This is a genomic window from Xanthomonas bromi (assembly GCF_900092025.1).
Classification (GTDB): Bacteria; Pseudomonadota; Gammaproteobacteria; order Xanthomonadales; family Xanthomonadaceae; genus Xanthomonas; species Xanthomonas bromi.
Genome location: NZ_FLTX01000018.1, coordinates 29,919 through 56,341, shown reverse-complemented (window position 1 = coordinate 56,341; position 26,423 = coordinate 29,919). Strand labels below are relative to the sequence as shown.

The window sequence follows — 26,423 nt, the reverse complement described above, 5'->3', positions numbered from 1 at the left end:
CGGTCCGGATTCGGCTGGTGGAGATTCGGCCTGTGCAGGCACGGACGGGTGGGATGCGCTTGCGCGATCGGGCCGATCGCTGCCCGTTTTCTCGGACGGCGGCGGGCGCTTTACGCTCCATTCGCGCGTCAAATCCGCATGATCGGGCGTTCACGTGGGTCCATTTATCGTTCGCTTCAATTTCAGGACCATGACGTAATGGCCGAGCATCAGGAAGACGCAGCGAAGTCGCGCATTTACGAGGCTCTGCTACAGGCGACACCGGATCTTTTATACGTATTCGATCTTCAGCACCGCTTCGTCTACGCCAATCAGGCACTGTTGACGATGTGGGGCATGCGTTGGGAAGACGCTTGCGGCAAGACCTGCCTGGAATTGGGGTATGAGCCCTGGCATGCGGCCATGCACGATGAGGAAATCGAGCGGGTGATCGCAACAGGCCAAACGGTGCGCGGCGAAGTGCCGTTTCCGCATACGACCAATGGCCTGCGTTTCTACGACTACATCTTTACCCCGGTATTCGGGCCCGATGGCAAGGTCGAAGCGATCGCCGGCGCCACGCGCGACATCACCGAACACAAACAGCACGAACAGCATCTGCAGTTGTTGATCAATGAGCTCAACCATCGGGTCAAGAATTCGTTGGTCATGGTGCAATCGTTGGCGCGACAGTCGTTCACCAACGCCACCAGTATTGCCGACGCACAGGAAAAGCTCGATGCACGCTTACTGGCGCTGTCGCGGGCGCACGACACGTTGACGCGCGAGAACTGGGTCAGTGCCGACATCCAGGAGCTGACCCGCGATGCTGCTGCGCTGTATGAGTCGCACGACAGTCAGCGCTTCACACTGCAGGGCGGGTCCTGTCATCTGGATCCGCGGCGCGCACTGGCGCTGTCGATGGCGTTGCACGAGCTGTGTACCAATGCGCTCAAGCACGGTGCATTGTCGGCGCCGGATGGGAATGTGCTGGTTTCCTGGAGGCGCAGCACACGCGGGGAGCAGGAGCTGCTTGAGCTCATCTGGCAAGAGGCTGGTGGGCCGCCCGTGCAGCCGCCCACGCGCAAGGGGTTCGGCACGCGTCTTCTGGAGCGTGGCTTGAAGCACGACCTCAAGGGCGAGGTGGATCTGTCCTTCGACCCGGCCGGCGTGTGCTTCCGCATCTCCATCCCGTTGCCCCTCGAGCTTGCCGAGGCACGGCCATGACCATGCGCGTGCTCCTCGTCGAAGACGAGTCGTTGGTGGCGATGCTGCTGGAGGACTGCCTGGCAGAGCTGGGCTACGAGGTGGCAGCAACCGTCGCCGACGTGGACGCCGCGCTGCAAGCGGTGCAGGCAGGCAATCTCGATCTGGCGCTGCTGGACATCAATCTCGGCGGCACCTTGTCGTTTCCGATTGCAGAAGAACTGGACGCGCGCGGCGTGCCTTACATCTTCGTGACAGGCTATGCGCAGTGCGGAATTCCTGAAAAGTACCGGCATCGGCATGGCCTGCAGAAGCCTTTCCATTTCCGCGATCTGGAACACGCGCTATCGCTGTTGCAGCAGTGCGGTGCCGAGTGATCCATCGTAGGTCGTGCCGTAGTTGAATGACATTGGTTGCGGGTGACGCGTTCGATATCGCGCACTGCCAATAGCGTCTTGGCGCACCTGACACCGCAGGCAATACACAGGCGCGGACGCCGTGCCTGGAGTAACGTCAGCGCGCGCCCTCCACACCGAGCACCCGGCTAACGAGGCGGATACCGACGACGCGTCGATTGGCACTGGCAAATGCGGCACGCCGTCGGCGCATGGCGGCCTGACGATGAGCCGGTAGTGATCCCGGCGGCTATCGTATTGATCTGCTGCCACGCAGGCTGGTGGCAGCCGCCTCGCGCAATGCCCGGCTGAGTTGCTGCAAGGCATTTGAGTGCACCGCGGCGTACTGCCAATAAAGCGGAACGTCGAGCCAGCGGGTGGAGTCGATGATGACGACCTGCTGGTTGCGCACCGCAGGCATCACCATCGCTTCGGGCGCCAGGCACCAGCCCAGCCCGCGTGCAGCGGCTTGGACAAAGCCGGTGGAGGTGGGCAGGTAATGCGTGAGCGGGGCTAACCGGGTACGCGTGATCCGCCTGACGAACCGGGCCTGCAAGGTGTCCTTGCGATTGAAAACAAGCATGCGCACGGGCGGTATGCACGTAATGGTTTTACGTCTCGGCTGTCTGCGGAGTCGCTGATGGAGCGCTACTTCTTGGGATGTCTACGGCGTAGCTGCAACCGCCCCGCGCGCCTCCGAGGGCGCGCGGTCGGCGTTAGCTGGTGTGGTGCGATTGCCGCTGACACCAGCGTCGATGCGTACACCAGCTGCGCTTTCTAGAGCAGCCAGTGCGCCGTGCAGCGGCTTATGCGTTGCGAACCTTGTTCAGTAGATGTGCAACCGGCGCAGCTGCGCGCGTGTCTGCCCGGCGTGCCTGCCGTGCCTGCCGTGCCTCGATCTTGAAGATGGCCATCGCTTCGGTGAGTTGCACGGCTTGTTCTTCCATCGAACGTGCAGCGGCAGTGGCTTCTTCCACCAGTGCCGCATTTTGCTGCGTCGCCTGGTCCATGTGGGTGATGGTGTGATTGACCTGTTCGATGCCGGCGGATTGTTCCTGCGATGCCGCCGAAATTTCGCCCATGATGTCGGTGACGCGCTGCACGCTGGCCACCACATCGCCCATGGTCTTGCCGGCGCTGTGCACCAGTGCCGAGCCTTCTGCCACGCGTTGGACCGAATCGTCGATCAGGTCCTTGATCTCCTTGGCCGCGCCGGACGAGCGCTGCGCCAGCGTGCGCACTTCAGAGGCCACCACCGCGAAGCCGCGGCCTTGTTCGCCTGCGCGGGCCGCTTCCACCGCGGCATTCAGCGCCAGGATGTTGGTCTGGAAGGCAATGCCGTCGATGACGCTGATGATGTCGGCGATCTTCTTGGATGAGGCTTCGATACCGCTCATGGTGTCCACGACCTTGCCCACCACATCGCCGCCTTGGGACGCCACGCGTGCGGCGCCGATCGCCAGCTGATTGGCCTGGCGTGCGCTCTCGGCATTCTGCTTGACGGTGGAGGTCAGCTCTTCCATCGAGGCAGCGGTTTCTTCCAGATCTGCCGCTTGCTGCTCCGTTCGCTGTGACAGGTCCTGGTTGCCGGCGGCAATCTCGCTGGCCGCCGCGTTGATCGACACCGCCGACTGTTGGATGTTGCCAACAATCTGCGCCAGCTGGAGCGCCGTTGCATTGGCGTTGTCGCGCATCTGCGCGAACACGCCGCGGAATTCGCCGCTCATGCGTGCGGTGAGGTCGCCCGCTGCGATGGATTGCAGCAAGGCCGACAGCGCTTGCAGATTGCCGTCTGCAGTGGACATCAGGTGGTTGAGGCTCTCGACCATGATGCGGAAGTCGAACTGGAAGCGTTCGACATCGCCACGCGCTCCGAAATCGCCGTTGGCCGCTGCCTGCGCAAGATGCTTGATCTCGTGATTCATCGCCGACAGGTTGAGCTTGACCTGCGACATGGTGTTGCTGAAGACGGCCTTTTCGCCCGGCAAGGGCTGCATGTCTTCTGATAGTTCGCCGATGGCATAGCGCCCCATGATGCGCGCCAGATCGTTCTGTACCGCGACATGTGAGTCGACCAACAGGTTGGTGTCGTTGGCCATGCGACCGTAATCGCCCGGAAACGCGGAGGTGTCGATGCGGAAACTGATTTGGCCGTTGTCGTGATGCCTGGCCATGTCGGTCTGTGCCGCGATCAGGTTGCGCAGCTGCAGTTGCATCTTGTCCATGGCCTGCAACAGACAGACCGGTTTCATCCGTTGCGATGGTGTGCACATCGTTGTGCAGGTTGCCTGCCGCAATGGCTTCGGCAGTGCGTGTGGCCTGGCTCAACGGCGTGGTCAGGCTGCGCGTAATCAACCACGCGAGCAGTGCGCTGATCATCAGCGCAGCGATACCGCCGCTGGCCAGGACGATTTTGCCACGGTGCATGGATGCCACCGCAGCTGCATATTCCTCCTTGCTGAGCCGACGTTCCAGTGCGGCATTGGCGCGGATGGCAGCTTGTTGTTCGTTCATCGCCGTCGCGGCAGCGCCTTGCAGCAACGCCTGCGCTTCCCGCTTCTGGTTGCGCATGCCGTCGTCGAGAATCTGGTTGTTGAATTTGACCGAGACGTCGCGCTTTTCCTGGACGCGCTTGAGTGCGGCCTTTTCCAGGTCGTTGCTCGGCATCGCTGCCAGCGCGTCGTGGGCTTGGTGATAACGCGTGCGGTTCTGCTCGATCATGGCAAGGGCTACGCGGTTGGCTGCATCGCCGGAAGCCATCACGATGTCGTGCAAGCCGATTGCCACGTTGGTGTTGGCATCGAGCATTTCGGAGGACAGCCGGATTCTTTCCATGTTGTTGTTGACGATGGCATCCAACTCGTAACGGGCATTGGACATGGTGATCAGGCCGGTCGCCACCAGCAGGCCCGAGAGCAGGATCAAGATGCCAAACGCCATTCCGAGGCGACGGCCGACATTGAGGCGTTGCAGAAAGTCATTCATGACCGCGTCCAGGTAGCGCAACTGAGCAGCTCGGTGGATGCGGGGTGCATCGACTCCAGCGTCTTACCCAGCTAGCGGCCGGATTGTGCGTGGCTAAAGGCCATTAGTCGGAAATGCTTACGGATGATTCATTACAGATAGAAATTTTCCCGACAGCAATTCCCAGGTCCTGACATACACGCTGCAATGCATGCATTCATCAGGATGTGGGTGTATCGCGGCATGCCATCGACGTCACGATTTTCCGACGTTTTGCCGACGCAGCATCACCCGAGTGACGTGCGCGACACGAATGGACCGCAACGCATGGTCGAGTTCGTCGGCGATACCGGGCAGCCCGTCCTTGCCGATCGGGCATTGCCTGAGCCATGCGGAGCGCCGGCAAGCGGACGCGCGTGCAAACCCGAAGTATTGCCGCGTCGCAGCACGATGCCATGCATCACGCGCGGCACTGCGACCCATCGCGCGCGCAAGCGGCACGGCGCGATGGGGGATCGCTCGCTCAGGCTTCGAGCGCGGCGAGCACGTCGGCATGTAGCTGCTCTGCGCCACTCTCGCTATTGAAGCGCGCAATCACCTCTTCGCCGGAGATCAGCCCGACCCGAACCGAGTGGCAGTAGGATCCGAAGCTTTCGCCTGCGTTGAACGGGTCGCTGATGACGGAGATATGGTTGAGGCGGACCCGGGAGGTCCCGAACTTGATGAACATCTGTAATCTCCTGTGTGGGCGTCAAGTTTCCCACTTTGTCGCGCGGCACAGAAGCGCTTGCCATTGTCTGGTGCACACGGCGTGCGCAGTTGCGCTGGCCACACGCAGCTGCGCGCTGTGCATGTGCGTCATCGGATGCATCGGTGGGGTGATCCATCGTGCCATGCAGCGACTCACGCAGGCGAGGATCCAGCACGTACACTGCCGTGCCCTGATGCTGAGCTCGCCCGATGTCCGAACCGATCCGTCTCGATAAATGCGTGGCTGCCGCCTTCGGCTGCTCGCGCGGCGAGGCCCAGCAGTACATCGAGGGCGGTTGGGTGAGTGTGGATGGGGTGGTCACCGAAGAACCGCAGGCACTCGCAACCGCGGCGCAGGTGACCCTGGCCGAAAATGCGGTGCTGGCGCCTGCCGAGCCCGCCACCTTGTTGCTGCACAAGCCGGCAGGCGTATCCGCCGATGCCGCGCTGGCGCTGGCCACGCCGGCAACGCGTAGCGCACTGGATCACTCCGACACGCGCATGCTGAAGCGGCACTTCCTGCGGCTCACTGCGCCGCTGCCACTGGAAGACGCGGCAAGCGGCCTGCTGATCCTGAGCCAGGACGGCCGCGTGCTGCGCAGGCTGAGCGCCGATGCCAGTTCCATCGAGCAGGAATTCCTGGTCGAAGTGCAGGGCGAATTGCGCCCTTACGGCATGGCGCGGCTGGCGCATGGGCTTGTCTACCAGCAGCGCAGTCTGTCGCCGTGCAAGGTGAGCTGGCAAAACGAAGACCGCCTGCGGTTTGCAATCAAGCACGTGCAGCCGGGCCAACTGCGCTACATGTGCGGCGAAGTGGGGCTGGAGGTGGTCAGCATTCGCCGTTTGCGCGTGGGCCGGGTGTCGCTGGGCAAACTGGCGATCGGCGAATGGCGCTATCTGCCGGCGGGCGAGCGGTTCTGAGCACAGCATCGACGTGTGCGATTGCGTCGCTTTCGTTGTCACGTTGGCTTGTATGGAGCGAGAACAGGTGCAGTGCTGTCAGCGCGGTCTTTATTGGCACTTGCGGGCTTCATGCAAGCAGGAGACGGGCGTGAGCCTGAGCGCGGCGCAAGCTTGTTCGTTGGATGAAGATGCGAAGCGACCTGTTTGATCAAGCAAAGGCCGACTAAAGTCGACCGCCGCCTGAGTGACCTGCAATGACGCCACTGCTGTGTCGGAAGCGCAATCACTCGTGCGCGTCAGTGCATGCGCGGGTTAGTCCTTGTTGCGCTTTTTCTTGGCGCGCGTGACCAGAAACAGCACAACGGCAATCACACCGATGACCAGGATGATGAAGGCCGGTGATAAAAACGAATTGTCGCCCATGAAGAACTCCTGACAGTCTTGTGCAGCCCAATGCCGCAATGACGTCAGCCTAGCGAGCAGCCTGCTTGATCGCGTGAAATGCTTGGCTTGCTGCAGTGACGAGTCGGGGTGTTCCCGCTGCGTCGTTGACGCAAGAGTGCTGTTTTCGACGATCTACGTGTCGCTCGGAATCCTGCATTGGCTTGCCGCGATCAATGCAAGCATGAACTGGCTGCCTTGCTCTATGGGGCGCGCGTGTCTGCTGTGTCATTCGAGATTGAGGACAGCTGCGCGTGAGATCGCGGCCAGGCTGACGCTTGCGGGGTGAATGCACGCAGATCAGCACGCTGCGCGGATGGAGTGTCAAGGAACTGCTACGCGACCGCGATGGCAGTTGAAGGGCGGCCACATTGCAGCACCACGCAGATCTTCCAAATATCGGACCCGGCGGCAATCGCTCCGCGCTAAGACGACTGCACGGAAGCACGCACGCGCAGATCGAAGGGAGGCTGCGACACCTTTGCATCGGGTCTACGCACAGCATCGGTGTTCCGGCAGGGGCGTGCTCAGCGCCCCACGAGTTGAGCGGCCAACTGGCCTCGCGTCCGGTGGCTGTAGTTTAAATAAGACGCTTTTCAAGTAAATCGGGGGCGCGCCGACAGGCCGTCGGGGCGTTCCCGACAGCCGTCGCACGTACGCGTAGGTGACAGCTGGCCGTGCGCATCACGCTGCTTGCTGCCGTCACTGAAACGTGGAGGTGCAACGCAAGCCCGAGCAAACGATCTGCAAGGTGCAGCGCCGAAGCGCGCGGCACTGGTGGCCTGTACAGTGCCGCACTGCAAGCCGTTGCCGATGCGCTGGGCGTGGCTCGCCGCCGGCTCGCTCGACATGGCCGGTCCCGCAGGCGTAGTGCTCACGGGTGCGGCCGTAACGCCTGCCTGTGCGGAGAGCGCCGGTTCGTTTGCCAGCGGCAGGGTGACCGGCGCGTCGTGTGCGCGGCTGTTTGAACTGGCATTTGCAACGGCAACACCTTGCGCGTTCTCGCCCTGTAACGGCTGGCTCCGGTCTTCGCGATGGCGGTCGAAACTCAGTGTTTGCCCGACACCAGCTGGACCCAACTCGGGTAGATGTAGCTGGTGCCCCTGGTGTGATCAACGATGGCGTCGATCGCCTCACCGATCAAGATGTTGCCCTAGATGCACATGCTGGCGTGGGAAATGGAACGGCCAGCGACATCGCACTAGCCGGCCGGGCAGGACCCACGTCACATCCAGATCGCGCGCGGAACGGTGTACCTGTGCGGTCTGGCCGGACTCAGCGCCAAACTGCCATAGCGTTGCAGATAAAGCAGTCTGGGCCGGCGATGAATCCCGCTCGGCCGTCTTGGTGTCGACGCGAATCTGCTGGGTTGCGTCAGTTATGACCATGGCGCAACCGCACAGCGCAGCCATGGCGACGGTCACTCGATGTTTCGTGTTTCCCCTGGCATAAGCCACGGCTGCACCAAGCCGACAGCGTGCCGCGTCGCTGGTACTGCTGTGTCATGGTCAATCCCCGTGCCAGCGCATCGCGCGACGGCTGGCATTTCGTACCGGGATTATGCGGGCGCCGCCCAGTCGCGGCCGCTAGTGCTACGCGACCGGGGTTGCCAGCACGCGGTGCTTGGCCATCACGCTGCGGATCGCGCTCAGCAATTGCTCGGGGGTATAAGGCTTTTCCAGGAAGGCGACGCCGTCGGGCAGGATCTCTTCCACGTATTCCACCGCCAGGCCGGAAGTCAGCAGCACTGGCAAGTTGTAAGGCGCATACGCTGTCTTGAGCGCCAGATCCACACCCGTCAAGCCGCCAGGGAAGTGGATGTCGGAGAACAGCACGTCGACGCGCGGGTCACTTTCGATCAGGGTCAATGCTTCTTCGACCGAGCCGGCACTGCGGCAGGTGAAACCGTAGCTCTCCAGCACAAGGCAGCTCAGTTGTCGGGTGCCATCGCCGTCTTCGACAACGAATACCACCGGCCGTTCCTTGTTCTGTGGCATGAGCAGGTCTCGTAAGGCAAGACACATTCTCAACGATGCGGCAGTGAACCCTCCGTCAACGCAGACGGAACTGTATGGCTACCAACCGAATGGGCCGGGGCCGTAGCCGCCGGGTACGTAATGCGGGCTAAAGACCGGGCCTTCGCCGCGCCCGACACTGATGCTGACGCCGATCTGATGCGCCTTGCCGTCGTCGTCGTAGTAGGTCTTGCAGGAATTCAGGTTGACCGCCTGCCAGTTGCTGTTGCCGCCGCGGTTGGAATAGCCCAGGCCGGTTTCGACCGCGCCATGCAGCTTGCCCTGGCATTGCTCGGCGCGCTCGGCAGCGATGGATGCAGCGCTTGGCCGGGCCAGCGCAGGCTTGGGGCCGCTCTTGTCGCCGTAGAAGGTGCCCGGCGGGTCGGTGCTGTATTCCGGATCCGAACGCAGCTGCACCGGGGCCTGCGGAATACTCAGGTCCAGCGAGCGCGGTGCCGCAGTCTCGGCTTTGCCATCGCTGGTTTGGGCGAGTGCGCTGCCGGTGGCGAACAGCGTGACCAGGAGAAGCAGGCTGCGTTTCATCGGTTGGACTCTACGAAGAGGGGCTGGCAGCGCGTGCCAACTCGCTGTACGAAGCTAGCAACGGCTGATTGAATGCGCGCTGTCGATCTTGCAGATCGTTGTGCCGTCTGCAGTCTTGTTTCGACACACGCCGCTGCCTCAGCCCTGTTCGCGCACGATCTCGATCAGTTGCGCGCCGTAACGCGCCAGCTTGCCGCCGCCGATGCCGCCCACCCGTGAGAGTGCGTCGATGCTGGTCGGCCGTTGTTCGGCGATGTTGCGCAACGTGCTGTCGTGGAAGATCACGAACGCCGGCACGTTCTGTTCCTTGGCCAGTTCCGCGCGCAGGCCGCGCAAGGCGTTGAACAGCACCAGATCCTGCGCCTGCACGGGCAGGCCGGTGCGTTGCGCGCTGCGGTCGCGCCCGGCAGCCGGATTTTCGCGCCGCATCATCACCTGGCGCTCGCCCTTGAGCACCTGGCGGCTGGCATCGGTGAGGCGCAGGCCGCCGTGGCCCTCGCTGTCCACTTCCAGCAGGCTGGCGGCCACCAGTTGGCGAAACACACCGCGCCAGGTGCGTTCGTCCAGGTCGCGGCCGATACCGTAGGTACTCAACTGGTGGTGGCCAAGCTGTTTGATGCGCTCGTTTTCGCTGCCGCGCAGGATGTCGATCAGATGGCCCACGCCGAAGCGCTGGCCGCTGCGATAGACGCAGCTGAGCGCCTTCTGCGAGGCCACCGTGGCGTCCCAGGCGGCAGCCGGTGTCAGGCAGTTGTCGCAGTTGCCGCAAGGTTTGGGGTAGGTCTCGCCGAAACCGGCCAGCAGCACCTGGCGGCGGCATTGCATGGATTCGCAATAGCCGAGCAGGTGATCGAGCTTGGCGCGCTCCAGGCGCTTGCGCTCTTCGGCCGCTTCGCCCTGTTCGATCATCTGCTTGAGCAGCACCACATCGCCCAGGCCGTAGCAGAGCCAGGCTTCGGCCGGGTCGCCGTCGCGTCCGGCGCGGCCGGTTTCCTGGTAGTAGCCCTCCAGCGACTTGGGCAGGTCCACATGCGCCACGAAGCGTACGTCCGGCTTGTCGATGCCCATTCCGAAGGCGATGGTGGCGGCCATGATAATGCCGTCCTCGCGCAGGAAGCGCCGCTGGTTTTCTGCGCGCACCTCGGCCGGCAGGCCGGCGTGATAGGGCAGGGCATTGAAGCCTTGCGCACACAGCTGCTGAGCGGTTTCTTCGACTTTGCGCCGCGACATTGCATAGACGATGCCGGCCGAGCCGCGATAACGCCCCAGGAACTCCTGCAGCTGCTTGCGCGCGTTGTCCTTCTGCACCACGGTGTAGCGGATGTTCGGGCGGTCGAAGGAGCTGACGAAGTGGCGTGCCTCCACCAGGTCCAGACGCTCGGCGATCTCGCGCTGGGTGGGCGGGTCTGCGGTAGCAGTGAGCGCCATGCGCGGGATGTGCGGCCAACGCTCGTGCAGCACGGTGAGCTGGCGGTATTCGGGGCGGAAGTCGTGGCCCCATTGGGAGACGCAATGCGCTTCGTCGATGGCGAACAGCGCGATGCGGCTGCGTTCCAGCAAGGAGAGAAAACGCTGGGTCAGCAGGCGCTCCGGCGCGACATACAGCAGGTCCAGATCGCCGGACAACAACGCGCGTTCGACGCGCTGGGCGTTTTCTGCATCCAGGGTGGAATTGAGAAATTCGGCGCGCACGCCGAGCTGGCGCAGGGCTTCGACCTGATCCTGCATCAGCGCGATCAGTGGCGAGACCACGATGCCGATGCCATCGCGCAATAGCGCCGGCACCTGGTAGCACAGCGATTTGCCGCCACCGGTGGGCATCAGCACCAGGGCGTCGTTACCGGCGGCGACGTGTTCGACAATGGCCTGTTGCGGGCCGCGGAAATCGTCGTAACCGAAGACGCGACTGAGCAGTTCGTGGGCGGGAGAAGACATCGGCCTAGGATACCGCGCGGGTCAAGGCCTGGTCGGGTGGCGTGGCGTCAATCGTGCGCGATGGCAGATCGGAGATTGCCGCGATGTGCTGTGTGTCGGAGCGCGGGGTACGCACTGAAGGCTTATGCGGTTGGGATGACGCGGGCTTCGCCCCGTACCCTCACCCCAACCCCTCTCCGCGCCCCGGCCCGCGCTTGCGGCGCGGGCGCTCCAAGGCACGCGCGCCAGCGGCGCGCAAGCTGTGCCTTCTCGCCCCGGCGGGAGAGGGGCTCAAACGCGAAGCCCGAAGGGTTTACTGCAGCAGCGAGCGCAGCATCCAGGCGTACTTTTCGTGGGTCTGCAGGCGCTGGGTCAGCAGGTCCACGGTCGGATCGTCGCCGGCGTCGTCGGCGGTGCCCAGTACCTTGCGCGCGGTGCGGCAAACCGCTTCGTTGCCGCTGACCAGCTGGCGCACCATCTCGCGCCAGTCGGCGCTATCGCTCAGGCCCGGTTCTTCCGGGATCGAGGTCAGGGCGACGAACTCGCGGTACGAGCCCGGTGCGTTATAGCCCAGGGCACGAATGCGCTCGGCCACTTCGTCCAGTGCCGCCCACTGCTCGGTGTACTGGGTTTCGAACATGGTGTGCAGCGAGTTGAACATCGACCCGGTGACATTCCAATGGAAGTTGTGGGTCTTCAGATACAAGGTGAAGGCGTCAGCCATGTAGCGGGCAAGGCCGTCAGAGATCTGCTTGCGATCGCTGTCCTTGATCCCGATATCGATATGCGGCGCCGATGCAGCAGCCGCCGGCAGGGCGTCGTTGACGACGACGGGCTTGTTGGCGTTCTTTTTCTTTGACATGGGATGGTCCTTACCGAGGGTTGGATGTCTGGTGGAACGGATATGGCGTCACAATAGACAGGCTAAAGGATCAAACGTCATTCACTCTTTCACACTCTTCAATCAATGAGCGCTATCGACACCGATCTTGCCAACATCTTGCGCGAGCGCCGCCGAGCCGTAGATGGCGCGATGAGCCGCGATCGTGGCCGCTTGTTGGGCCTATGGTCGCGCTGGCAGGGCAAGCCGGGCAACCCGCAGGTGCGCGACGCGTTCGAGCAGGCGCTGGCAGCGTCGCAGGCGCAGCGGCAGGCGCGGGCCGAGCAGCAGCCGGCGATCACGCTGGACACGCAACTGCCGATCGCGCGCGAAGCCGAGCGCATCATCGGGTTGATCCGCGACCATCAGGTGGTGGTGATTGCCGGCGAAACCGGCTCGGGCAAGACCACCCAGCTGCCCAAGCTGTGCCTGGCGGCCGGGCGTGGGGCTGCCGGCATGATCGGCTGCACCCAGCCGCGCCGGATCGCCGCGCGTGCGGTGGCCGCACGCGTAGCCGAGGAGTTGAAGACGCCATTGGGCACCACGGTGGGCTTCCAGGTGCGCTTCACCGACCGGGTCAGCGAGCAGTCGCGCATCAAGTTCATGACTGACGGCATCCTGCTGGCCGAGATCGCCAGCGACCGTTGGCTGTCGGCCTACGACACCATCATCGTGGACGAGGCGCACGAGCGCAGCCTCAACATCGATTTCCTGCTGGGTTATCTCAAGCAGCTGCTGCACAAGCGCTCCGATCTCAAGTTGATCGTCACCTCGGCCACCATCGATACCGAGCGCTTCGCAACGCATTTCAACGATGCGCCGGTGATCAATGTGGAAGGTCGCACCTTCCCGGTCGAGGTGCGCTACCGCCCGCTCGAAGGCGATACAGGAGAAAGCGACGACAGCGAGCACAACAACGGCCGCGACGGCGAGCGCAGCGTCAACGATGCGATCGTGGCGGCCATCGACGAGATCACCCGTATCGACCCGCGCGGCGACGTGCTGATGTTCCTGCCGGGCGAGCGCGAGATCCGCGATGCGCACCAGTCGCTGGAACGGCGCAAATACCGCGAGACCGAAGTGGTGCCGCTGTATGCGCGGCTCTCTGCCGCCGACCAGGACCGCGTGTTCAATCCCGGCCCGCGCCGGCGCCTGGTGCTGGCCACCAACGTGGCCGAAACCTCGTTGACGGTGCCGCGCATCCGCTATGTGGTGGATCCGGGCTTTGCGCGGGTCAAACGCTACAGCCCGCGCCAGAAGCTGGACCGCCTGCATATCGAGCCGATCTCGCAGGCCAGCGCCAACCAGCGCATGGGCCGTTGCGGGCGCATTGCCGAAGGCATCTGCTACCGGCTGTATGCCCAAGCCGATTTTGCCGCGCGCCCCGCGTTTACTGACCCGGAAATTCGACGTTCCTCGTTGTCCGGCGTGATCCTGCGCATGCTGCAGCTGGGGCTGGGCCGGATCGAAGATTTTCCGTTCCTGGAAGCGCCCGACGAACGCGCGGTGGCCGATGGCTGGCAGCAGCTGCTGGAGCTGGGCGCGATCGATGCCGAGCGGCGTCTGACCGCAACTGGTCGCCAGATGGCGCGCTTGCCCGTAGACGTCAAGCTGGCGCGCATGCTGGTGGCCGCGCAGCAGCACGGGTGCCTGCGCGAGATGATCGTCATTGCCGCCTTCCTGGGCATCCAGGACCCGCGCGAACGACCGCCCGAAGCGCGCGATGCCGCCGACAACGCGCATGCGCTGTTTGCCGATGCGCGCTCTGAATTTGTGGGCATCCTGCGCTTGTGGGACGCGTACCGGCAGGTCCATGAAGATCTCACCCAATCCAAGCTGCGCGATTGGTGCAACCGGCATTTCCTCGGCTTTTTACGCATGCGCGAGTGGCGCGAGCTGCATCGGCAACTGCGGTTGCTGTGCGAAGAACTCGGTTGGAGCGAAGAGCCGGCCAATGTGATGCTGGCACCGCTGTTGGCCGGTGCCAGTGCGCCCGCCCGCGAAGATGGCCACAACGCCAACCGGCCCACGCGTGGCCAGCTGCATCGTGCCGCGCGGCTGGCGCGCGAAGGCAGGCCCGATCCCAACGCAGCGCCCGCGGCACACGCGCCTGCGGCGACGAACAAGCAGGCCGACGCTGCCGACGTCTCGGCACGCAGCAGCGAGCGCGAACGTGCGGCGGCCTATCAGTCCCTGCATCGCGCGCTGCTGGCGGGGCTGCCGACGCAGATCGGTCATCGCACCGAAAAGGGCGATTATCTGGCCACGCGGCAACGCCGTTTCGTGCCGTTCCCCGGCTCGGCGTTGGCGCGCAAGCCGCCGCCGTGGATTCTGGCGGCCACGCTGTTGGACACGCAAAAAGTCTGGGGCATGACCAACGCTGCAATCGAGCCGGATTGGGCCATCGCCGAACTGGGGCATCTGCTGGCGCGCAAGCACTTCGACGCACATTGGTCGCGTGCGCAGGGGCAGGTGGTGGCGTCGGAACAGATCAGCCTGTTCGGGCTGGTGCTGGCGCCGAAGAAGCCAGTGCATTTCGGCAAGATCGATCCGGCCGCAGCGCATGACCTGTTCGTGCGACAGGGCCTGGTGACTGGCGAAATCAACACGCGTGCCGCATTCGTAGCCGATAACCTCAAGGTGCTCGATCAAGCACGCGAAGAAGAAGCCAAGCTGCGCCGTGCCGGCATCATTGCCGACGAAGGCTGGCAGGCGCGCTGGTATCTGGATCGCATTCCCGCCGAGCTGCATTCGGCCAGCGGTCTGGATGCGTGGTGGAAGACCTTGCCACCGGATAAGCGCCGTAGCCTGCATTGGTCGTTGAACGATTTGTTGCCCGGCGAAGGCAGCGAGGCCGATCGTTTCCCGAAGTATTTCCCGCTCGGCGATGCGCGCTTGCCGTTGCAGTACCGTTTCGAGCCGGGTGCCATCGACGACGGCGTGACCCTGGATGTGCCGCTGCACCTGCTCAATGCGCTGGATCCGGCGCGCCTGTCGTGGCTGGCGCCGGGTTTCGTCGCCGACAAGGCATCGGCGTTGATTCGCAGCCTGCCCAAGGTGCAGCGGCGCAATTTTGTGCCAGCACCGGATTTCGGGCGTGCGTTCTACGAGGCCTACAGCCTGCCGTCGGCCGACGATATCCGTGGCGAGCTGGCGCGCTTTCTGTCCAAGGCGACCGGTGTGCAGGTGGCGGCGCTGGAGTTCGACGAAGAATCGCTGGACACGCATCTGCTGATGAACATGCGCCTGCGCGACGACGACGGTAAGGTGCTGGCCGAGTCGCGCGATCTGGATGGGTTACGCGCGCGCTTTGGCGAACGTGCCGGACAGGCGTTTGCGGCGCGGGCCGGGCGCGCCCTGGCCGCCGAAGGCCTGCGCGATTTTCCGGCAACGCCGATTCCCGAACAGGTGGCGGGCGAGGCCGGTGTACCGGCGTACCCGGCGCTGGTGGATCAGGGCGATAACGCGGCGCTGCGTATCTTCGCCGACCGCCACGAGGCGGCGCGGGCGCATCCGCGCGGCGTGCTGCGATTGCTGGAAATCGCGTTGGCCGACAAGATCAAACAGGCACGCAAGCAACTGCCGGTGTCGCCCAAGACCGGTCTGCTGTATGCGGCCATCGAATCGCAGGAACGTCTACGGGGCGATCTGGTCGATGCCGCGCTCAATGCCGTCCTTGCCGATGGCCTGGCCGCCATTCGCGACCCCGGTGCGTTTGCGCAGCGCCGCGATGATGCGACCAAGCGGCTGTTCGGCGAAGCGATGGAGCGGTTGACGCTGGCCGAAAGCATTCTGGGCGCGGTGGCTGAACTCAAGCCATTGCTGGAAGCGCCGTTGATGGGCTGGGCACGCGGCAATCTGGACGACATGGAGCAGCAGTTGCGCGCGCTGGTGCATGCGGGCTTCCTGCGCGATACGCCGGCCGAAGCATTGGCCAATTACCCGCGCTACCTCAAGGCGATGATCCTGCGTACCGAGCGCGCAAAGCGCGATCCTGCGCGCGACCAGGCGCGCATGCTCGAGCTCAAACCGTTTGTGGATGCGGTGGATGAGGCTGCCGCACGCGGTTTGCAGAACCGCGAGGAATGGCAAGCGTTGCGCTGGGATCTGGAAGAACTGCGGGTATCGGTGTTTGCGCAGGAGCTAGGTGCCAAATCCGGCGTCTCGGCGAAGAAGCTGTCGCAACGGGTCGCTGCATTGCGCAGCTGAGCGGTGAGGTAAGGCCGTGCATGCCGCGTACGCCGCGGCAGCGGACAGGCGATGACGCGGCGTTGCGTCATGCAGCTCGCACACGGCGTTATACAGATACAGCATTGCGCTCAGCTGATTCAGACACGATCCAGTCGGCTACGCCACTCACCCATGTTTCAGCGCCTGCTTTCGCGCGCAGCAGCATCGCTGAGCACGCCAGGCACCGTGCTACAGGCCGCGTTGTCGGTGGGCGGTGCCTGGCTGGGGTAGCGCTGCTTGCCGAGAACGTAGGTCTGGCTGGTGGCAACGAATCCATCCGCATAGATCGCTTCGACGAAATACGCGCTCCAGCCGGCGTCAGGAACCTGCACCGGTACCGAGACCGTGCTGCCACCGGCGAGCGCAATGGGCGTGGCGGTGTAGCGAACGCCGCAGGCATAACGGAAGTCGCGCGCCTGCGGATTGTGTGCGCTCCACAGCTGCATGTGGGTCGGCCGCTTGGATGAGCGTAAGCGGATCTGCGGGGCTTTGCCCGTACGCAACACATCGCTCACCTGCGGTAACGGTGCAGGCGCGTGATAAACGGCGCCAAGGTGTCGACGATGGAGGCGCGGAGGTTGTGCGCGCTATTGGGCAATACGCGCAACGCCTTGCTGCCGGGTAGCGCGTTGTAGAAGAACTGGGTGTTGTCCGGCAGAAAGAAGTCGTCGCCGCTGGCATTGACGATGTACTTGGGTACCGCCAGCCGCTTGCGGTACGGCGTGCGCACATAGCTCAACGGATCCTGCAGCTGCATCAGTTGCGCGAAGGCCGGCGTCTGCAGTTGCGAGGTGATGCCCTGCTTTGCATAGGCGTTGAAGGCAATCGGCCCATTGCCGCCATAGGTGTGGGACATATGCTCCAGCACTGCCGGCATGTTGAGAACGTCGATCACGAACGGCACCACCGCCTCCACGCGCTGATCGGCGATGGTGGCGTGCCAGCTGGCCCAGCCGCGCTTGGAGGCACCGGCGAGGATGAAGCGGTGGATCTGCAAAGGAGCCAATTCGCGCTCGGCCAGGCTCATGGTGCGTGCAATTGCGGCCGCCATCGGCACGTGCAGCGGCATGGTCTTGCGCTGCTGCGGCGCCTTCAGGAACAGCGACCAGCTGTAAGCGACGCTGTCGTCTTCGCGACGTGGAGTGGCATCGCCTCGATAAGTCAGCGCCTGGTTGGGGAGATCGCTGAGCGCGATTACCACGGTGCGCGTGCGTGGCGCCAATACCGCCAGCGCCTCGGGCGTCAACTCGCTGGCCGGCTGCGCTGCGCTGCCATCCAGCGGATGACGCGTGCCGTTGGTTGAGATCAACACGGCGCGTGTGTGCAAGGCATCCTGTGGCACATAGATCGCCACGTCATGCTGCCAGCGTGCCAGCGTGCCAGCGTGCCGGCGTGACCAGTCCTTCGGGCGACCAGTCTTGCGAGGTCGGCAGGTAATCGCGCCGCTCGACACCGGCGACGCTGCTGGTCGCAATGCGTGTGTAGATCAGCGGTTGCTGTTCGATGGCATCGTGGTAACACACCAATGCTTGGCCGAAGCCAATCTCGGGTGCACTCGCGCAGCGCTCCACCGGTGATGCAGCAGAAACGGATGAAGAAGCGTGCGCGACGCCTGCGAAAAGAGTCAGGGACGCCAGCAAAGCGAGGCTGCCGCGGGTCATCGAGCGCATGCATGTTCTCCAGGGGCCGTGCGTTTGTCAGTGTGTTCTGCTGGCCAATCGCGCAGGAAAGGCGTGGACACCCGCCGCGTCGCCTACGTGTCGATGGCACGGTTTGAGCAGGAGCGTACGCGCGGTACTTATCGATACCGAGTACCGCATCTATCGCTGCCGGGCATGGGCTGCGTCAGGGCGATGCTGCGTGCGAAGATTCGATGCGCCGCTTCGCCTACGCAGAACGTGGCTGCTGCGCGGCTCCGTTTGCGGCACGTCTGCCAGGACCAGCGCTAGCTTGCCCATGCACTGCACCGCAACGAGCGAAAGAAGCAGCGGCTGCAGTTCCCATGTCGCGGGCGCACTGCTCAGCGGCGGGGTCCGCGTGGTGCGTGCCGATTCCGAACGTGGTTGCCGCGATGGGCAACCACGCAACGTTGGATGGTGCGCTTACTTGATCCGCCGCACCTTGGCCTGTGTGTTGTAGCCCTCGATCTGCAGATACCACACGCCGACCAGACCCGGCTTGATCTTGACCTTGGGTGCGTCCTTGCGCACGCCGGACAGGCTGGCCGCATCGGTCTGTTCCCACTCCTGACCGTTGGCCAGCGTATAGACGCGCCCTTTCGAAAACCCCTTGAATTCCCCAACGATCGTGCTTTCGATCGGCTCCTTGCTGCCGAAGTCGAAGAAGCCGCGGTTCTTGACGATCACTTCCTGGCGGCCGGCTTCCTTGGCCTGTTCGACCACCACCGCCGCCTCTTTGGCGACCTTGCCCTGCAGCCAGTCGTTGAGCGCGGCCAGTTCACTGGCATTGAGCTTGTCCAGGCCGGCGGCCTTGAATTGCTCGGCACTCATTTGCGACTGCAGATCGCCTTGCACCGCGCGTTGCGCCAGGGCGGGGGCGGCATGCAACGCCAGGGTCAGACAGGCCAGCAAGGGAATGCGGCGCGCGAGCGACATGGACGCCATCCGAGGAAGAAGAGACGGCTAGTGTAGACGCTGTTGGCGCCGGCCGATGCGGCCTACTCCAGCGTGTCGGCGCTGGCGGTTGCCGAGCGGTCGGAGCGGGCCGGCCGGCGGTAAACGAACTCCGGTGCCGGTGCAGCTGCCTCGCGCTCGGCGGTTGCGCGCACCTGTGCATGTGCGGGCGAACGTTCGCACACCGGGTCCAAGGTGGCGGCGTCGCCGCTCAGCGCCAGCGCCTGGCAGCGGCAGCCACCCCAGTCGATCTCGCGCTTGGGGCAGCCCTGGCACACCTCGGGCATCCACGCGGTGCCGCGGAAGCGCACGAACGCCTCGCCGTTGTTCCAGATATCGGCCAGCGAGCGCTCGCGCAGATTGTCGAAGCGCATGCCCTCGATGGTTTCGGCGGCATGGCAGGGCAGCACGTCGCCGCGCGGGGAAATATTGACGAAGCGCTGGCCCCAGCCGCCCATGCAGGGCTTGGGCTGGCGCGCGTAGTAATCGGGAGTGACGAAATCGATTGCCAGACGGTCGCCGACCTCGCGGCGTGCGGTTTCCACCGCGTCGATGGTGGCCATCAGCTGCGCGCGGCTGGGCATGAGCGCAGCGCGATTGCGCAGGCCCCAGCCGTAGTACTGGGTATGCGCCACTTCGATGCGCTCGGCCTGCCATTCCAGCGCGAGCGCGATCATGCCGTGCACGTGCTCGGCGTTATGGCGGTGCAGTACTGCGTTGATCGTCAGCGGCAGGCCGCGCGCGCGGACGGCAGCGGCGAAGCCGCGCTTCTTCGACAAGCTATTGCGATAACCGGCGATGCGGTCGGCCCCGGCTGGATCGACGTCCTGCACGCTCAGCTGCACGTGTTCGAGCCCGGCAGCCTGCAATTGGTCCAGCATCGGCTCGCCGCCAGCGACACCGGAGGTGATCAGGTTGCTGTACAGCCCCAGCGTGCGCGCATGCGCCACCAGCTCGGGCAGATCTTTGCGCAACATCGGTTCGCCACCGGAGAAATGCGCTTGCAGCACACCCATCTCGGCGGCCTGCTCCAGCAGCGAGCGCCAGCCGGCGGTGTCCATTTCCTCGCGCAGCGCCGCCAGCGCGATCGGGTTAGAGCAGTAGGGACAGGCCAACGGGCAACGGTGGGTCAGCTCCAACAAGACCGACAGCGGTGGTGGTGCGAGGCTCATAGCCGCAGCAAGCGTTTTTGATGCAGGGTGTCGGTGAGTTCGATCACGTCGGCTTCGATATCCGCCGCGTCCGTATCGAACTCTGCAGCCAGCTCCTGCGCGATCTGCGCCAGCGAGCGCGTGCCGTCGTAGCGCTGCGCTACCACCAATGCGATCTCGTCCAGCTCGACCACGCGTTCGGGCGCCAGCAGTACCCACTGGTCACGTGCGCGGTCGTGCTGCAGGCGCACGCCTGCACGCAGGGCCGGTTGGCTATCGCGGGAGATACCGCTCACGCCGCAACCTGGCTGGCGTCGCGGTCCGGCACGAAGGCGTCCGGCCACACGATGCCTGGCGTTACGTAGGCCACATGCAATGCATCCAGCTGCGCCCACAGCACCGAGCACTTGAAGTGCAGTGCGGCCTTGACCAGCGCCTGCTTTTCGACCGTATCGGCATGCTGTTTGACGTAATCCAGCGCGAAATCCGAATCGCGTGGCGCTTCGGTCAGGCGATGCTCGAAATAGGCCAACGCTTCGGACGATACGAAGTCGTAATGCTTGAGCATGCCGGCCACGCGCTGGCCGATGATGTTGGGCGCGAACAATTCGGTTAGCGACGAAGCGATCGCTTCGAGCAGGCTTTTTTCCCGTACAAACTGCAGGTACGCCTGCACCGCAAAGCCGGTGCCTGGCAGTAGCGCTCGCCCGGACTCCACCAGCGTGCGGTCCAGGCCGAGCGCGTCGGTGAGATGCAGCCAGCGCGCAATGCCGCCATCGGTGGCGCTATTGCCATCGTGATCGAGGATGCGTTGACGCCAGATCCGCCGCAGCGCCGGGTCTTCCATGCGCGCCAGGATCGCCGCATCCTTCAGCGGAATGCAGCGTTGGTATTCGAAGCGGTTCAAGGCCCAGGCCTGCACTTGTCCGCGGTCGAGCTTGCCATGGTGCAACAGCGCATGGAACGGGTGCTGGTCGTGATACAGACGCGCGCCGATGGCACGCAGGTCTGCTTCCAGTTGGTCGGGGCCGAGCAGGTCGGTCACAGGGCGATCTCCAGGCCGTCGTGCGCAACTTCCCACCCGCTGGCGCGCGCATCGGCGAACTCGGGTGAGTGGGTGTTGAGCACCGGATTGGTGGTGTTGAGATGGATGAAGATCTTGCGCGCCACGTTCAACGGCGCGAACGCAGCGATGGTGCCGTCGGGGCCATCAATGCTCATGTGGCCCATGCGTTGGCCGGTCTTCTGGCTGATGCCGAGCTGCACCATCTCGTCATCGCGCCACAGCGTGCCATCGAAGAACACCAGCTCGGCGCCTTGCAGGCGCGTACGCAAAGCGTCGGTCATTGCAGCGCAGCCCGGGATGTAATGCATGCGGTGCTGGCCATCGTCGATGGTGAGCCCGAGTGTCTCTTCATTGGAGCCAGCCAGATCCCCGCCACTGCGCGATTCCATGAACAACGGCACCTTGCCGGGCACAGAGAACGGCGTAAGCTGCAACCCGCACAGCGCCAACGGCGTCTCCAGTGCGAATGGCTGCCGGCTCACGTACTGCGGGTTGACCGCATCGAAGATTGGGTTTTGCGTGAGCAGGTCCAGCACGCGACTGCTGGCGTGCAGCGAAAATGGTTGGCTTTCACGCATGGACAGCAGTCCGGCGATGTGATCGATCTCGCCGCTGGTCAGCAGCACCGCCTCGATCGGCGAATGCCGCAGTCCCCGCTGCGGCCACAGCGCAGGCGTTGCGAGGATCTGCTGGCGGAAATCGGGTGAGGCGTTGATCAGCACCCAGCGCTCGCCATCTGCACTGACCGCAATGCTGGCCTGGGTACGACGCTGGGCACCATCTGCTTGCTGCCACGCCCGCAGACTCGCGGGGGTGTGGCAATTCCACTGCGGGTGCCCACCGCCGGCCGCCGATCCCAAAACGATGATGCGCATGGAGAACTGTTACCTAATCTGCCGGCGGGTGCCGGTCATGCATCAAGAGAAAGCGCGGCAAGGTGAGCGTGAAGCGTGCAGGATCAAAACTCGCCGGAGACGTAGCAGTTGATTTCGGCGCCACAATTGACTTCACGGACGACAGGCTTCTTCCAGGTCTTCATTCGGCTACCTCGCAGTTGGGAAAAACGTCTCCGGTTGCCGGATGCAACAAGCGACGTAGTCTGAGCATAGGCAGGTGGTCCCGCGCAGTTGTAAAGGGCATGTAAAAAGGTGCGTCGTTACCGATTTCCGTTTGCCGCACGATGCTGCTTTCCGCGCCTGGCGGTTACGAATCAACGCGTTGTCGGGTGAACCTGGCATAAGCCCAGGCGCCGTCGCGCGCACCGATCCTGCCAGTCACACGCGTTGTGAAGAAGGTGACGCGCACGTTACCGTAGTCATCAGCCCTTCGTTGTTGCCCGCCGCCGTGTCCACCGCTGTGCCCCTATCTTCACTCGATCGCCTGCAGGCCTTGCTGCAGCGTCCTGCCGTGGCCTCGGTCGCGCCCGCATTGCGCGATGCCTTGGCGCGGGCCTGGCAGGACCTGCCGCCCACGCAGACCGATAGCGTGCCTTGGGGCTTGCTTGGCGACACCCTGGATGCGCTGGCGTTGTTGTCCGCCGACGAGGCCACCCTGATCGCGGCGTTGCTGTTCGATTTGCCCGCCTTGCGCGGTGCGGTTGCCGACCTGCCGTGGCAACCCGCGGAGCGGCGGGTGGCAGTGGAAGGGTTGTTGGATGGTCTGGATGCGGCCGACCAGGTCTGGGCGCTGCACGCTGGGCGCGAGGCTGGGCGCAACAGCGAGGGGCTGCGGCGGTTGCTGCTTTCCATCATCCACGACTTGCGCGTGGTGCCGGTCCTGCTGGCACGACAGCTGGCGCGCATGCGCGTGGCCGACCGTCACAGCGAAGAACAGCGCCGCGCGCTGGCCCAGCTGACCCGCGACATCCATGCGCCGTTGGCCAACCGGCTGGGCATCTGGCAGGTGAAGTGGGAGCTGGAAGACCTGGCGTTCCGGCATCTGGAGCCGGACACCTATCGCCGCATCGCCCGCGAAGTGGATGAAACCCGCGTGGCGCGCGAGCGCTACCTGGAAGCGGTCAAGCGCACCTTGTCTTCGGCGCTCGCGCAGCAGGGACTGCGTGCAGAGGTGAGCGGGCGACCCAAACACATCTACAGCATCTGGCGGAAGATGCAGAAGAAGCGGCTGTCCTTCGACCAGTTGTACGACATCCGCGCGGTGCGGGTCATGGTCGACGACGTAGCGGCCTGCTACGCCGCGCTGGGCGCGGTGCATTCGCTGTGGACACCGGTGCCCACCGAGTTCGACGACTACATCGCCCGGCCCAAGGCCAACGACTATCGCTCGCTGCATACCGCGGTAGTCGGCCCGGAAGGGCGCACGATCGAAATCCAGATCCGTACCCACGAGATGCACGCCCAGGCCGAACTCGGCGTAGCCGCGCACTGGAAATACAAGGAAGGCGGCAAGGGCGGCGAAAAGGCGTTCGACCGCAAGATTCTATGGATGCGCCAGCTACTGGAGCAGGTGCAGGAGGGCGAGCATGGCGAGCTGGCCGGCGCGCTGGATGCCGAGCTGATCGAAGACCGCGTGTATGCGCTGACGCCCAAGGGCGAGGTGATCGATCTGCCGCAAGGCGCCACCCCGCTGGATTTTGCGTATCACGTGCACACCATGGTCGGGCACCGCTGCCGTGGCGCGCGCGTCAACGACCGCATCGTGCCGCTGACTTACCGGCTGCGCAGCGGCGACCGGGTGGAGATCATGACCGCCAAGGAAGCCGACCCGCGTCGTGACTGGCTGCTGGCATCCAACGGCTTTCTGGCCAGCGGGCGTTCGCGCGACAAGGTGCGCGCCTGGTTTCACAAGCTCGACCGCGCGCGCAATGTGCAGGCGGGCAAGGACTTGCTCGATCGCGAGCTCAAGCGCCTGGGCCTGCAGCATGCCGACCTGAGCGTGGCCACGCGTAAATTCCACGCCGACACCATCGACGATTTGTATATTCAGGTAGCGCTGGGCGATACCGGCCCGAACCAGGTCAGCCGCGCATTGCTGGAAGCCGAGCGCGCCGCCTCGCAGCCGGCGGTACCGGCGCCCCCGCGGCCGACCGCGCGGCGCGATGGGCTGGGTAAATCCAAATTCACCGTACAAGGCGTGGGCAACCTGCTGGTACAGCTGGCGCGGTGCTGCCAGCCGGTGGCCGGCGAGCCGATTGCCGGCTACCTCACCCGCGGCCGTGGCATCACCGTGCACCGCACCGACTGCGCGGCGTTGGCGCGGCTGGCGGCCACCCACCCGCAACGCGTGTTGCCAGTGGAGTGGGGCAAGGCCGGCAGCGGATACGAAGTGGATGTGCAGGTGCGCGCGGTGGATCGCCGCTGGCTGCTCAAGGACATCACCAACCTGATCGCCCAGGAAGACGCGCACGTGCTGGAAATCAATAGCGACAATGTGCGCGACACCGGCAGGGCGCAGTTGCGGTTGCGCTTGAAGGTCAGCGACTACGACCAGCTGTCCGGTCTGCTTGGCAAGCTGGACGCGCTGCCGGGCGTAAGCGAGGTGCGGCGGCTGGGCTGAGTGCGCCACACACCTTGCACGCACCATCGGTTGGAAACACACAGCACATCAGGGGCATGAGTTGTGTTTGCCTGACGATTCCCGATTCCCGATTCCCGATTCCCGATTCCCGATTCCCGATAAAGCCCACACCGTCTTCGCAACACACACCGCTACCATAAGTCGGTGAACGCGTCCCCGTCAGGTCGCGCCAAGGATGGACGCCGCCGCATGTCTCCGCTTCCTCGCTGGGCCAGATCGCCCCGCCTCTGGGCGCCATTGCGCAGTCGTGCGCTCTGTCGCGTGGTGTTGGCACTGTGCGCGTGTCTGTTGCTGACCGTGGTGGTGCTGCGCCAGCCGCTGGCCGATTGGCTGTGGCCGGACACGCGTCTGCAGCAATTGTTGCAGCGGGGCGATGCGGCGTTGGCGCGCGGCCAGCTCAGCGCCGCCAACGGTAGCGGTGCGCGCGAACTGTTCGCCGCCGCACTTGCGCTGGATAGCGACCGTGGAGAAGCCCGTGCCGGGCTCGCGCGGACCGGCGCTGCTGCAGTGGTGCAAGCACGTGCTGCAGTCGCGGCCGGCGATGCTGCAGCAGCGCAGCGTGCGCTGGCGCTGGCAACCGCCCTGGAAGCGCCGCAGGCGCAGATCGCCCCGGTGGGCGCGCGGCTGCGCGCGCTGCAGGCGCGCCGGGTCGGGCTGGATGCCTTGCTGGCGCAGGCGGCGCTTGCCCAGCAGCAAGGCCGTCTGGACGGCACGCCAGACAGCGCGCTGCCGCTGTATCAGCGCATCCTGACCCTGGCGCCGGACCGCACCGACGCACTGGAAGGCCGCGAAGATGCCTTGACCGATCTGTTGGCGCAGGCACGTCACGCATTGGCGCACGATGCGCTCGGCGACGCGTCGGCGTTGCTGGCCGCGGCCAAGCGTTACGACGCCGGGCATGTCGACATGCCGCTGACCGAAGGCCGTTACCACCGCGTGCTGGAACAGCGGCGGCAACGGGCGCAGGCCTTGCTGCGACGTGGCCGCCTGGCCCCGGCCGCGCGCGATTTCAACGCGGTGCTGGCGGCCGAGCCGGACGATGCAGTCGCCCAGCGGGGTCTCGATCAGGTGGCTGGCGAGTACGCCGCACAGGCCGGCCGGCAGGCGGCGGATTTCCACTTCGACGATGCGCTGCAATCGTTGCGGCAGGCGCAGCTCCTGGTGCCCGGCGCCGCGTCGATTGTGCAGGCCGAGCAGGCGATTGCGCGCGCGCGCGATGCTCAGCGCGGCCCAGACGCGGGTTTGTCGCGTGGCACGCGCGAGCGCCGTCTGCGTGCCTTGCTGCAGCGCGTTGCCGATGCCGAAACGCAGCAACACTGGATGACTCCGCCTGGCGCCAGCGCCTACGACGCCGTGCGCGCCGCGCAGGCGCTGGCACCGCGCGATCCGCGTGTGCTGCAGGCCGCCGCGCGCGTGGTACCGGCCAGCCAACGCTGTTTCGAGGACGAGCTGCGCAACAACCGCTTGCGTGCCGCGCGTGGCTGCCTGGATGCCTGGCAGGCGCTGACACCCAATGCCGATGCGCTGGCAGGCGCACGTCGCCGTCTTGCACAACGCTGGGTTGCGGTGGGAAGCGAACGGCTGGGCCAGGAGGACGCGGCATTCGCCCGCCGCGCGCAGGACGAGGCGCACCAGCTGGATCCCGAATTGCCGGAACTGGCCGAGTTCACGCGTCGGGTCAAGGCCGTGGCCGAGCAGCGCTGAGCGATTGCCGGCGGTGTCGGCACCTTCAGCGTGCGCCGAAGCTGCAGCGCAAACCCGCGCGTTCAAGCCGGATGTGGTTGCCCCCCGGACGCAGGGCGCGCTTGCGTTGCAC

The 26,423-nt window shown here is 64.7% G+C and carries 18 protein-coding genes and 3 pseudogenes; 6 read left to right on the top strand and 15 right to left on the bottom strand.

Annotated elements, in window-relative coordinates:
- Window positions 1–198: 198 nt before the first annotated feature.
- Window positions 199–1,206 carry a sensor histidine kinase gene (locus XBLMG947_RS06535; RefSeq protein ID WP_065467065.1) on the top strand — a complete coding sequence of 336 codons (1,008 nt, stop codon included), beginning with the start codon at window positions 199–201 and terminating at the stop codon, window positions 1,204–1,206.
- Window positions 1,203–1,562 carry a response regulator gene (locus XBLMG947_RS06530; protein ID WP_065467064.1) on the top strand — a complete coding sequence of 120 codons (360 nt, stop codon included), beginning with the start codon at window positions 1,203–1,205 and terminating at the stop codon, window positions 1,560–1,562. The genes XBLMG947_RS06535 and XBLMG947_RS06530 overlap by 4 nt, the downstream gene beginning before the upstream one ends.
- 268 nt (window positions 1,563–1,830) lie before the next feature.
- On the opposite strand, the pseudogene XBLMG947_RS06525 reads toward XBLMG947_RS06530, so the two are convergent.
- From XBLMG947_RS06525 to XBLMG947_RS06515, 4 genes and pseudogenes are all read right to left on the bottom strand, one after another.
- A pseudogene (locus XBLMG947_RS06525) lies at window positions 1,831–2,163 on the bottom strand (LysR substrate-binding domain-containing protein); the annotation flags it as partial.
- A 223-nt stretch (window positions 2,164–2,386) separates the two neighbouring features.
- Window positions 2,387–4,565: pseudogene (locus XBLMG947_RS23920) on the bottom strand (methyl-accepting chemotaxis protein).
- A gap of 234 nt (window positions 4,566–4,799) precedes the next feature.
- A complete protein-coding gene (locus XBLMG947_RS23345; protein ID WP_181093167.1) occupies window positions 4,800–5,045 on the bottom strand; it encodes a hypothetical protein in 246 nt (81 codons plus the stop codon).
- A gap of 22 nt (window positions 5,046–5,067) precedes the next feature.
- Window positions 5,068–5,274 carry a hypothetical protein gene (locus tag XBLMG947_RS06515; protein WP_065467063.1) on the bottom strand — a complete coding sequence of 69 codons (207 nt, stop codon included), beginning with the start codon at window positions 5,272–5,274 and terminating at the stop codon, window positions 5,068–5,070.
- A 230-nt stretch (window positions 5,275–5,504) separates the two neighbouring features.
- Between XBLMG947_RS06515 and XBLMG947_RS06510 the strand changes: the two genes are divergently transcribed.
- Entirely contained in the window at window positions 5,505–6,215 is a 711-nt protein-coding gene (locus tag XBLMG947_RS06510; protein WP_065467062.1) for an rRNA pseudouridine synthase, read from the top strand.
- Window positions 6,216–8,230: 2,015 nt separating this feature from the next.
- Here the strand turns inward: XBLMG947_RS06510 and XBLMG947_RS06500 are convergent.
- The 4 genes from XBLMG947_RS06500 to XBLMG947_RS06485 all read right to left on the bottom strand — a co-directional run bounded on the left by XBLMG947_RS06500 (window position 8,231) and on the right by XBLMG947_RS06485 (window position 11,972).
- On the bottom strand, window positions 8,231–8,635 hold the full coding sequence (locus XBLMG947_RS06500; RefSeq protein ID WP_065467059.1) for a response regulator: 405 nt from the start codon (window positions 8,633–8,635) through the stop codon (window positions 8,231–8,233).
- 78 nt (window positions 8,636–8,713) lie between these two features.
- Window positions 8,714–9,196 (bottom strand): DUF2059 domain-containing protein, encoded by a 483-nt coding sequence (locus tag XBLMG947_RS06495; protein WP_065467057.1) that lies wholly within the window; start codon window positions 9,194–9,196, stop codon window positions 8,714–8,716.
- A 138-nt stretch (window positions 9,197–9,334) separates the two neighbouring features.
- Window positions 9,335–11,131: a DNA helicase RecQ gene (recQ, locus tag XBLMG947_RS06490; RefSeq protein ID WP_065467055.1), complete on the bottom strand. Its 1,797-nt coding sequence runs from the start codon at window positions 11,129–11,131 to the stop codon at window positions 9,335–9,337.
- A 292-nt stretch (window positions 11,132–11,423) separates the two neighbouring features.
- Complete coding sequence (locus XBLMG947_RS06485; protein WP_065467053.1) at window positions 11,424–11,972, bottom strand: Dps family protein; 549 nt, start codon at window positions 11,970–11,972, stop codon at window positions 11,424–11,426.
- Window positions 11,973–12,077: 105 nt separating this feature from the next.
- On the opposite strand from XBLMG947_RS06485, the gene hrpA reads away from it, so the two are divergent.
- Window positions 12,078–16,199, top strand: coding sequence for an ATP-dependent RNA helicase HrpA (hrpA, locus tag XBLMG947_RS06480; protein ID WP_065467051.1), 4,122 nt, complete (start codon window positions 12,078–12,080; stop codon window positions 16,197–16,199).
- 158 nt (window positions 16,200–16,357) lie between these two features.
- On the opposite strand, the pseudogene XBLMG947_RS06475 reads toward hrpA, so the two are convergent.
- The 7 genes and pseudogenes from XBLMG947_RS06475 to pqqA all read right to left on the bottom strand — a co-directional run bounded on the left by XBLMG947_RS06475 (window position 16,358) and on the right by pqqA (window position 22,109).
- Window positions 16,358–17,890 (bottom strand): annotated as a pseudogene (locus XBLMG947_RS06475) (PhoPQ-activated pathogenicity-related family protein).
- A 432-nt stretch (window positions 17,891–18,322) separates the two neighbouring features.
- The gene (locus XBLMG947_RS06470; RefSeq protein WP_065467214.1) at window positions 18,323–18,835 is read right to left on the bottom strand and encodes a hypothetical protein; all 513 of its coding nucleotides are present in this window, start codon (window positions 18,833–18,835) and stop codon (window positions 18,323–18,325) included.
- Window positions 18,836–18,897: 62 nt separating this feature from the next.
- Entirely contained in the window at window positions 18,898–20,025 is a 1,128-nt protein-coding gene (gene pqqE, locus XBLMG947_RS06465; RefSeq protein WP_065467050.1) for a pyrroloquinoline quinone biosynthesis protein PqqE, read from the bottom strand.
- Window positions 20,022–20,300, bottom strand: coding sequence for a pyrroloquinoline quinone biosynthesis peptide chaperone PqqD (pqqD, locus tag XBLMG947_RS06460; RefSeq protein WP_065467045.1), 279 nt, complete (start codon window positions 20,298–20,300; stop codon window positions 20,022–20,024). The genes pqqE and pqqD overlap by 4 nt, the downstream gene beginning before the upstream one ends.
- Window positions 20,297–21,049 (bottom strand): pyrroloquinoline-quinone synthase PqqC, encoded by a 753-nt coding sequence (pqqC, locus tag XBLMG947_RS06455; protein WP_065467044.1) that lies wholly within the window; start codon window positions 21,047–21,049, stop codon window positions 20,297–20,299. The genes pqqD and pqqC overlap by 4 nt, the downstream gene beginning before the upstream one ends.
- Window positions 21,046–21,945, bottom strand: a complete 900-nt coding sequence (gene pqqB / locus XBLMG947_RS06450) for a pyrroloquinoline quinone biosynthesis protein PqqB (RefSeq protein ID WP_065467043.1) — start codon at window positions 21,943–21,945, stop codon at window positions 21,046–21,048. Before pqqB ends, pqqC begins: the two co-directional genes overlap by 4 nt.
- Window positions 21,946–22,028: 83 nt before the next feature.
- The gene (gene pqqA / locus XBLMG947_RS21215) at window positions 22,029–22,109 is read right to left on the bottom strand and encodes a pyrroloquinoline quinone precursor peptide PqqA (protein ID WP_002812057.1); all 81 of its coding nucleotides are present in this window, start codon (window positions 22,107–22,109) and stop codon (window positions 22,029–22,031) included.
- Between the two features lie 290 nt (window positions 22,110–22,399).
- Here pqqA and XBLMG947_RS06445 point away from each other — a divergent pair, with 290 nt between their 5' ends.
- Window positions 22,400–24,586 (top strand): RelA/SpoT family protein, encoded by a 2,187-nt coding sequence (locus XBLMG947_RS06445; protein ID WP_065467038.1) that lies wholly within the window; start codon window positions 22,400–22,402, stop codon window positions 24,584–24,586.
- A gap of 282 nt (window positions 24,587–24,868) precedes the next feature.
- Window positions 24,869–26,311, top strand: a complete 1,443-nt coding sequence (locus tag XBLMG947_RS22505) for a hypothetical protein (protein WP_065467212.1) — start codon at window positions 24,869–24,871, stop codon at window positions 26,309–26,311.
- Window positions 26,312–26,423: the final 112 nt, after the last annotated feature.

Excerpts from the sequence above, each read along its gene's own strand:
- XBLMG947_RS06535 (WP_065467065.1), top strand. The coding sequence starts at position 199 with ATGGCCGAGCATCAGGAAGACGCAGCGAAGTCGCGCATTTACGAGGCT.
- XBLMG947_RS06530 (WP_065467064.1), top strand. The coding sequence starts at position 1,203 with ATGACCATGCGCGTGCTCCTCGTCGAAGACGAGTCGTTGGTGGCGATG.
- XBLMG947_RS06515 (WP_065467063.1), bottom strand. The coding sequence starts at position 5,274 with ATGTTCATCAAGTTCGGGACCTCCCGGGTCCGCCTCAACCATATCTCC.
- XBLMG947_RS06510 (WP_065467062.1), top strand. The coding sequence starts at position 5,505 with ATGTCCGAACCGATCCGTCTCGATAAATGCGTGGCTGCCGCCTTCGGC.
- XBLMG947_RS06500 (WP_065467059.1), bottom strand. The coding sequence starts at position 8,635 with ATGCCACAGAACAAGGAACGGCCGGTGGTATTCGTTGTCGAAGACGGC.
- XBLMG947_RS06495 (WP_065467057.1), bottom strand. The coding sequence starts at position 9,196 with ATGAAACGCAGCCTGCTTCTCCTGGTCACGCTGTTCGCCACCGGCAGC.
- recQ (WP_065467055.1), bottom strand. The coding sequence starts at position 11,131 with ATGTCTTCTCCCGCCCACGAACTGCTCAGTCGCGTCTTCGGTTACGAC.
- XBLMG947_RS06485 (WP_065467053.1), bottom strand. The coding sequence starts at position 11,972 with ATGTCAAAGAAAAAGAACGCCAACAAGCCCGTCGTCGTCAACGACGCC.
- hrpA (WP_065467051.1), top strand. The coding sequence starts at position 12,078 with ATGAGCGCTATCGACACCGATCTTGCCAACATCTTGCGCGAGCGCCGC.
- XBLMG947_RS06470 (WP_065467214.1), bottom strand. The coding sequence starts at position 18,835 with ATGTCGCTCGCGCGCCGCATTCCCTTGCTGGCCTGTCTGACCCTGGCG.
- pqqE (WP_065467050.1), bottom strand. The coding sequence starts at position 20,025 with ATGAGCCTCGCACCACCACCGCTGTCGGTCTTGTTGGAGCTGACCCAC.
- pqqB (WP_065467043.1), bottom strand. The coding sequence starts at position 21,945 with ATGCGCATCATCGTTTTGGGATCGGCGGCCGGCGGTGGGCACCCGCAG.
- pqqA (WP_002812057.1), bottom strand. The coding sequence starts at position 22,109 with ATGAAGACCTGGAAGAAGCCTGTCGTCCGTGAAGTCAATTGTGGCGCC.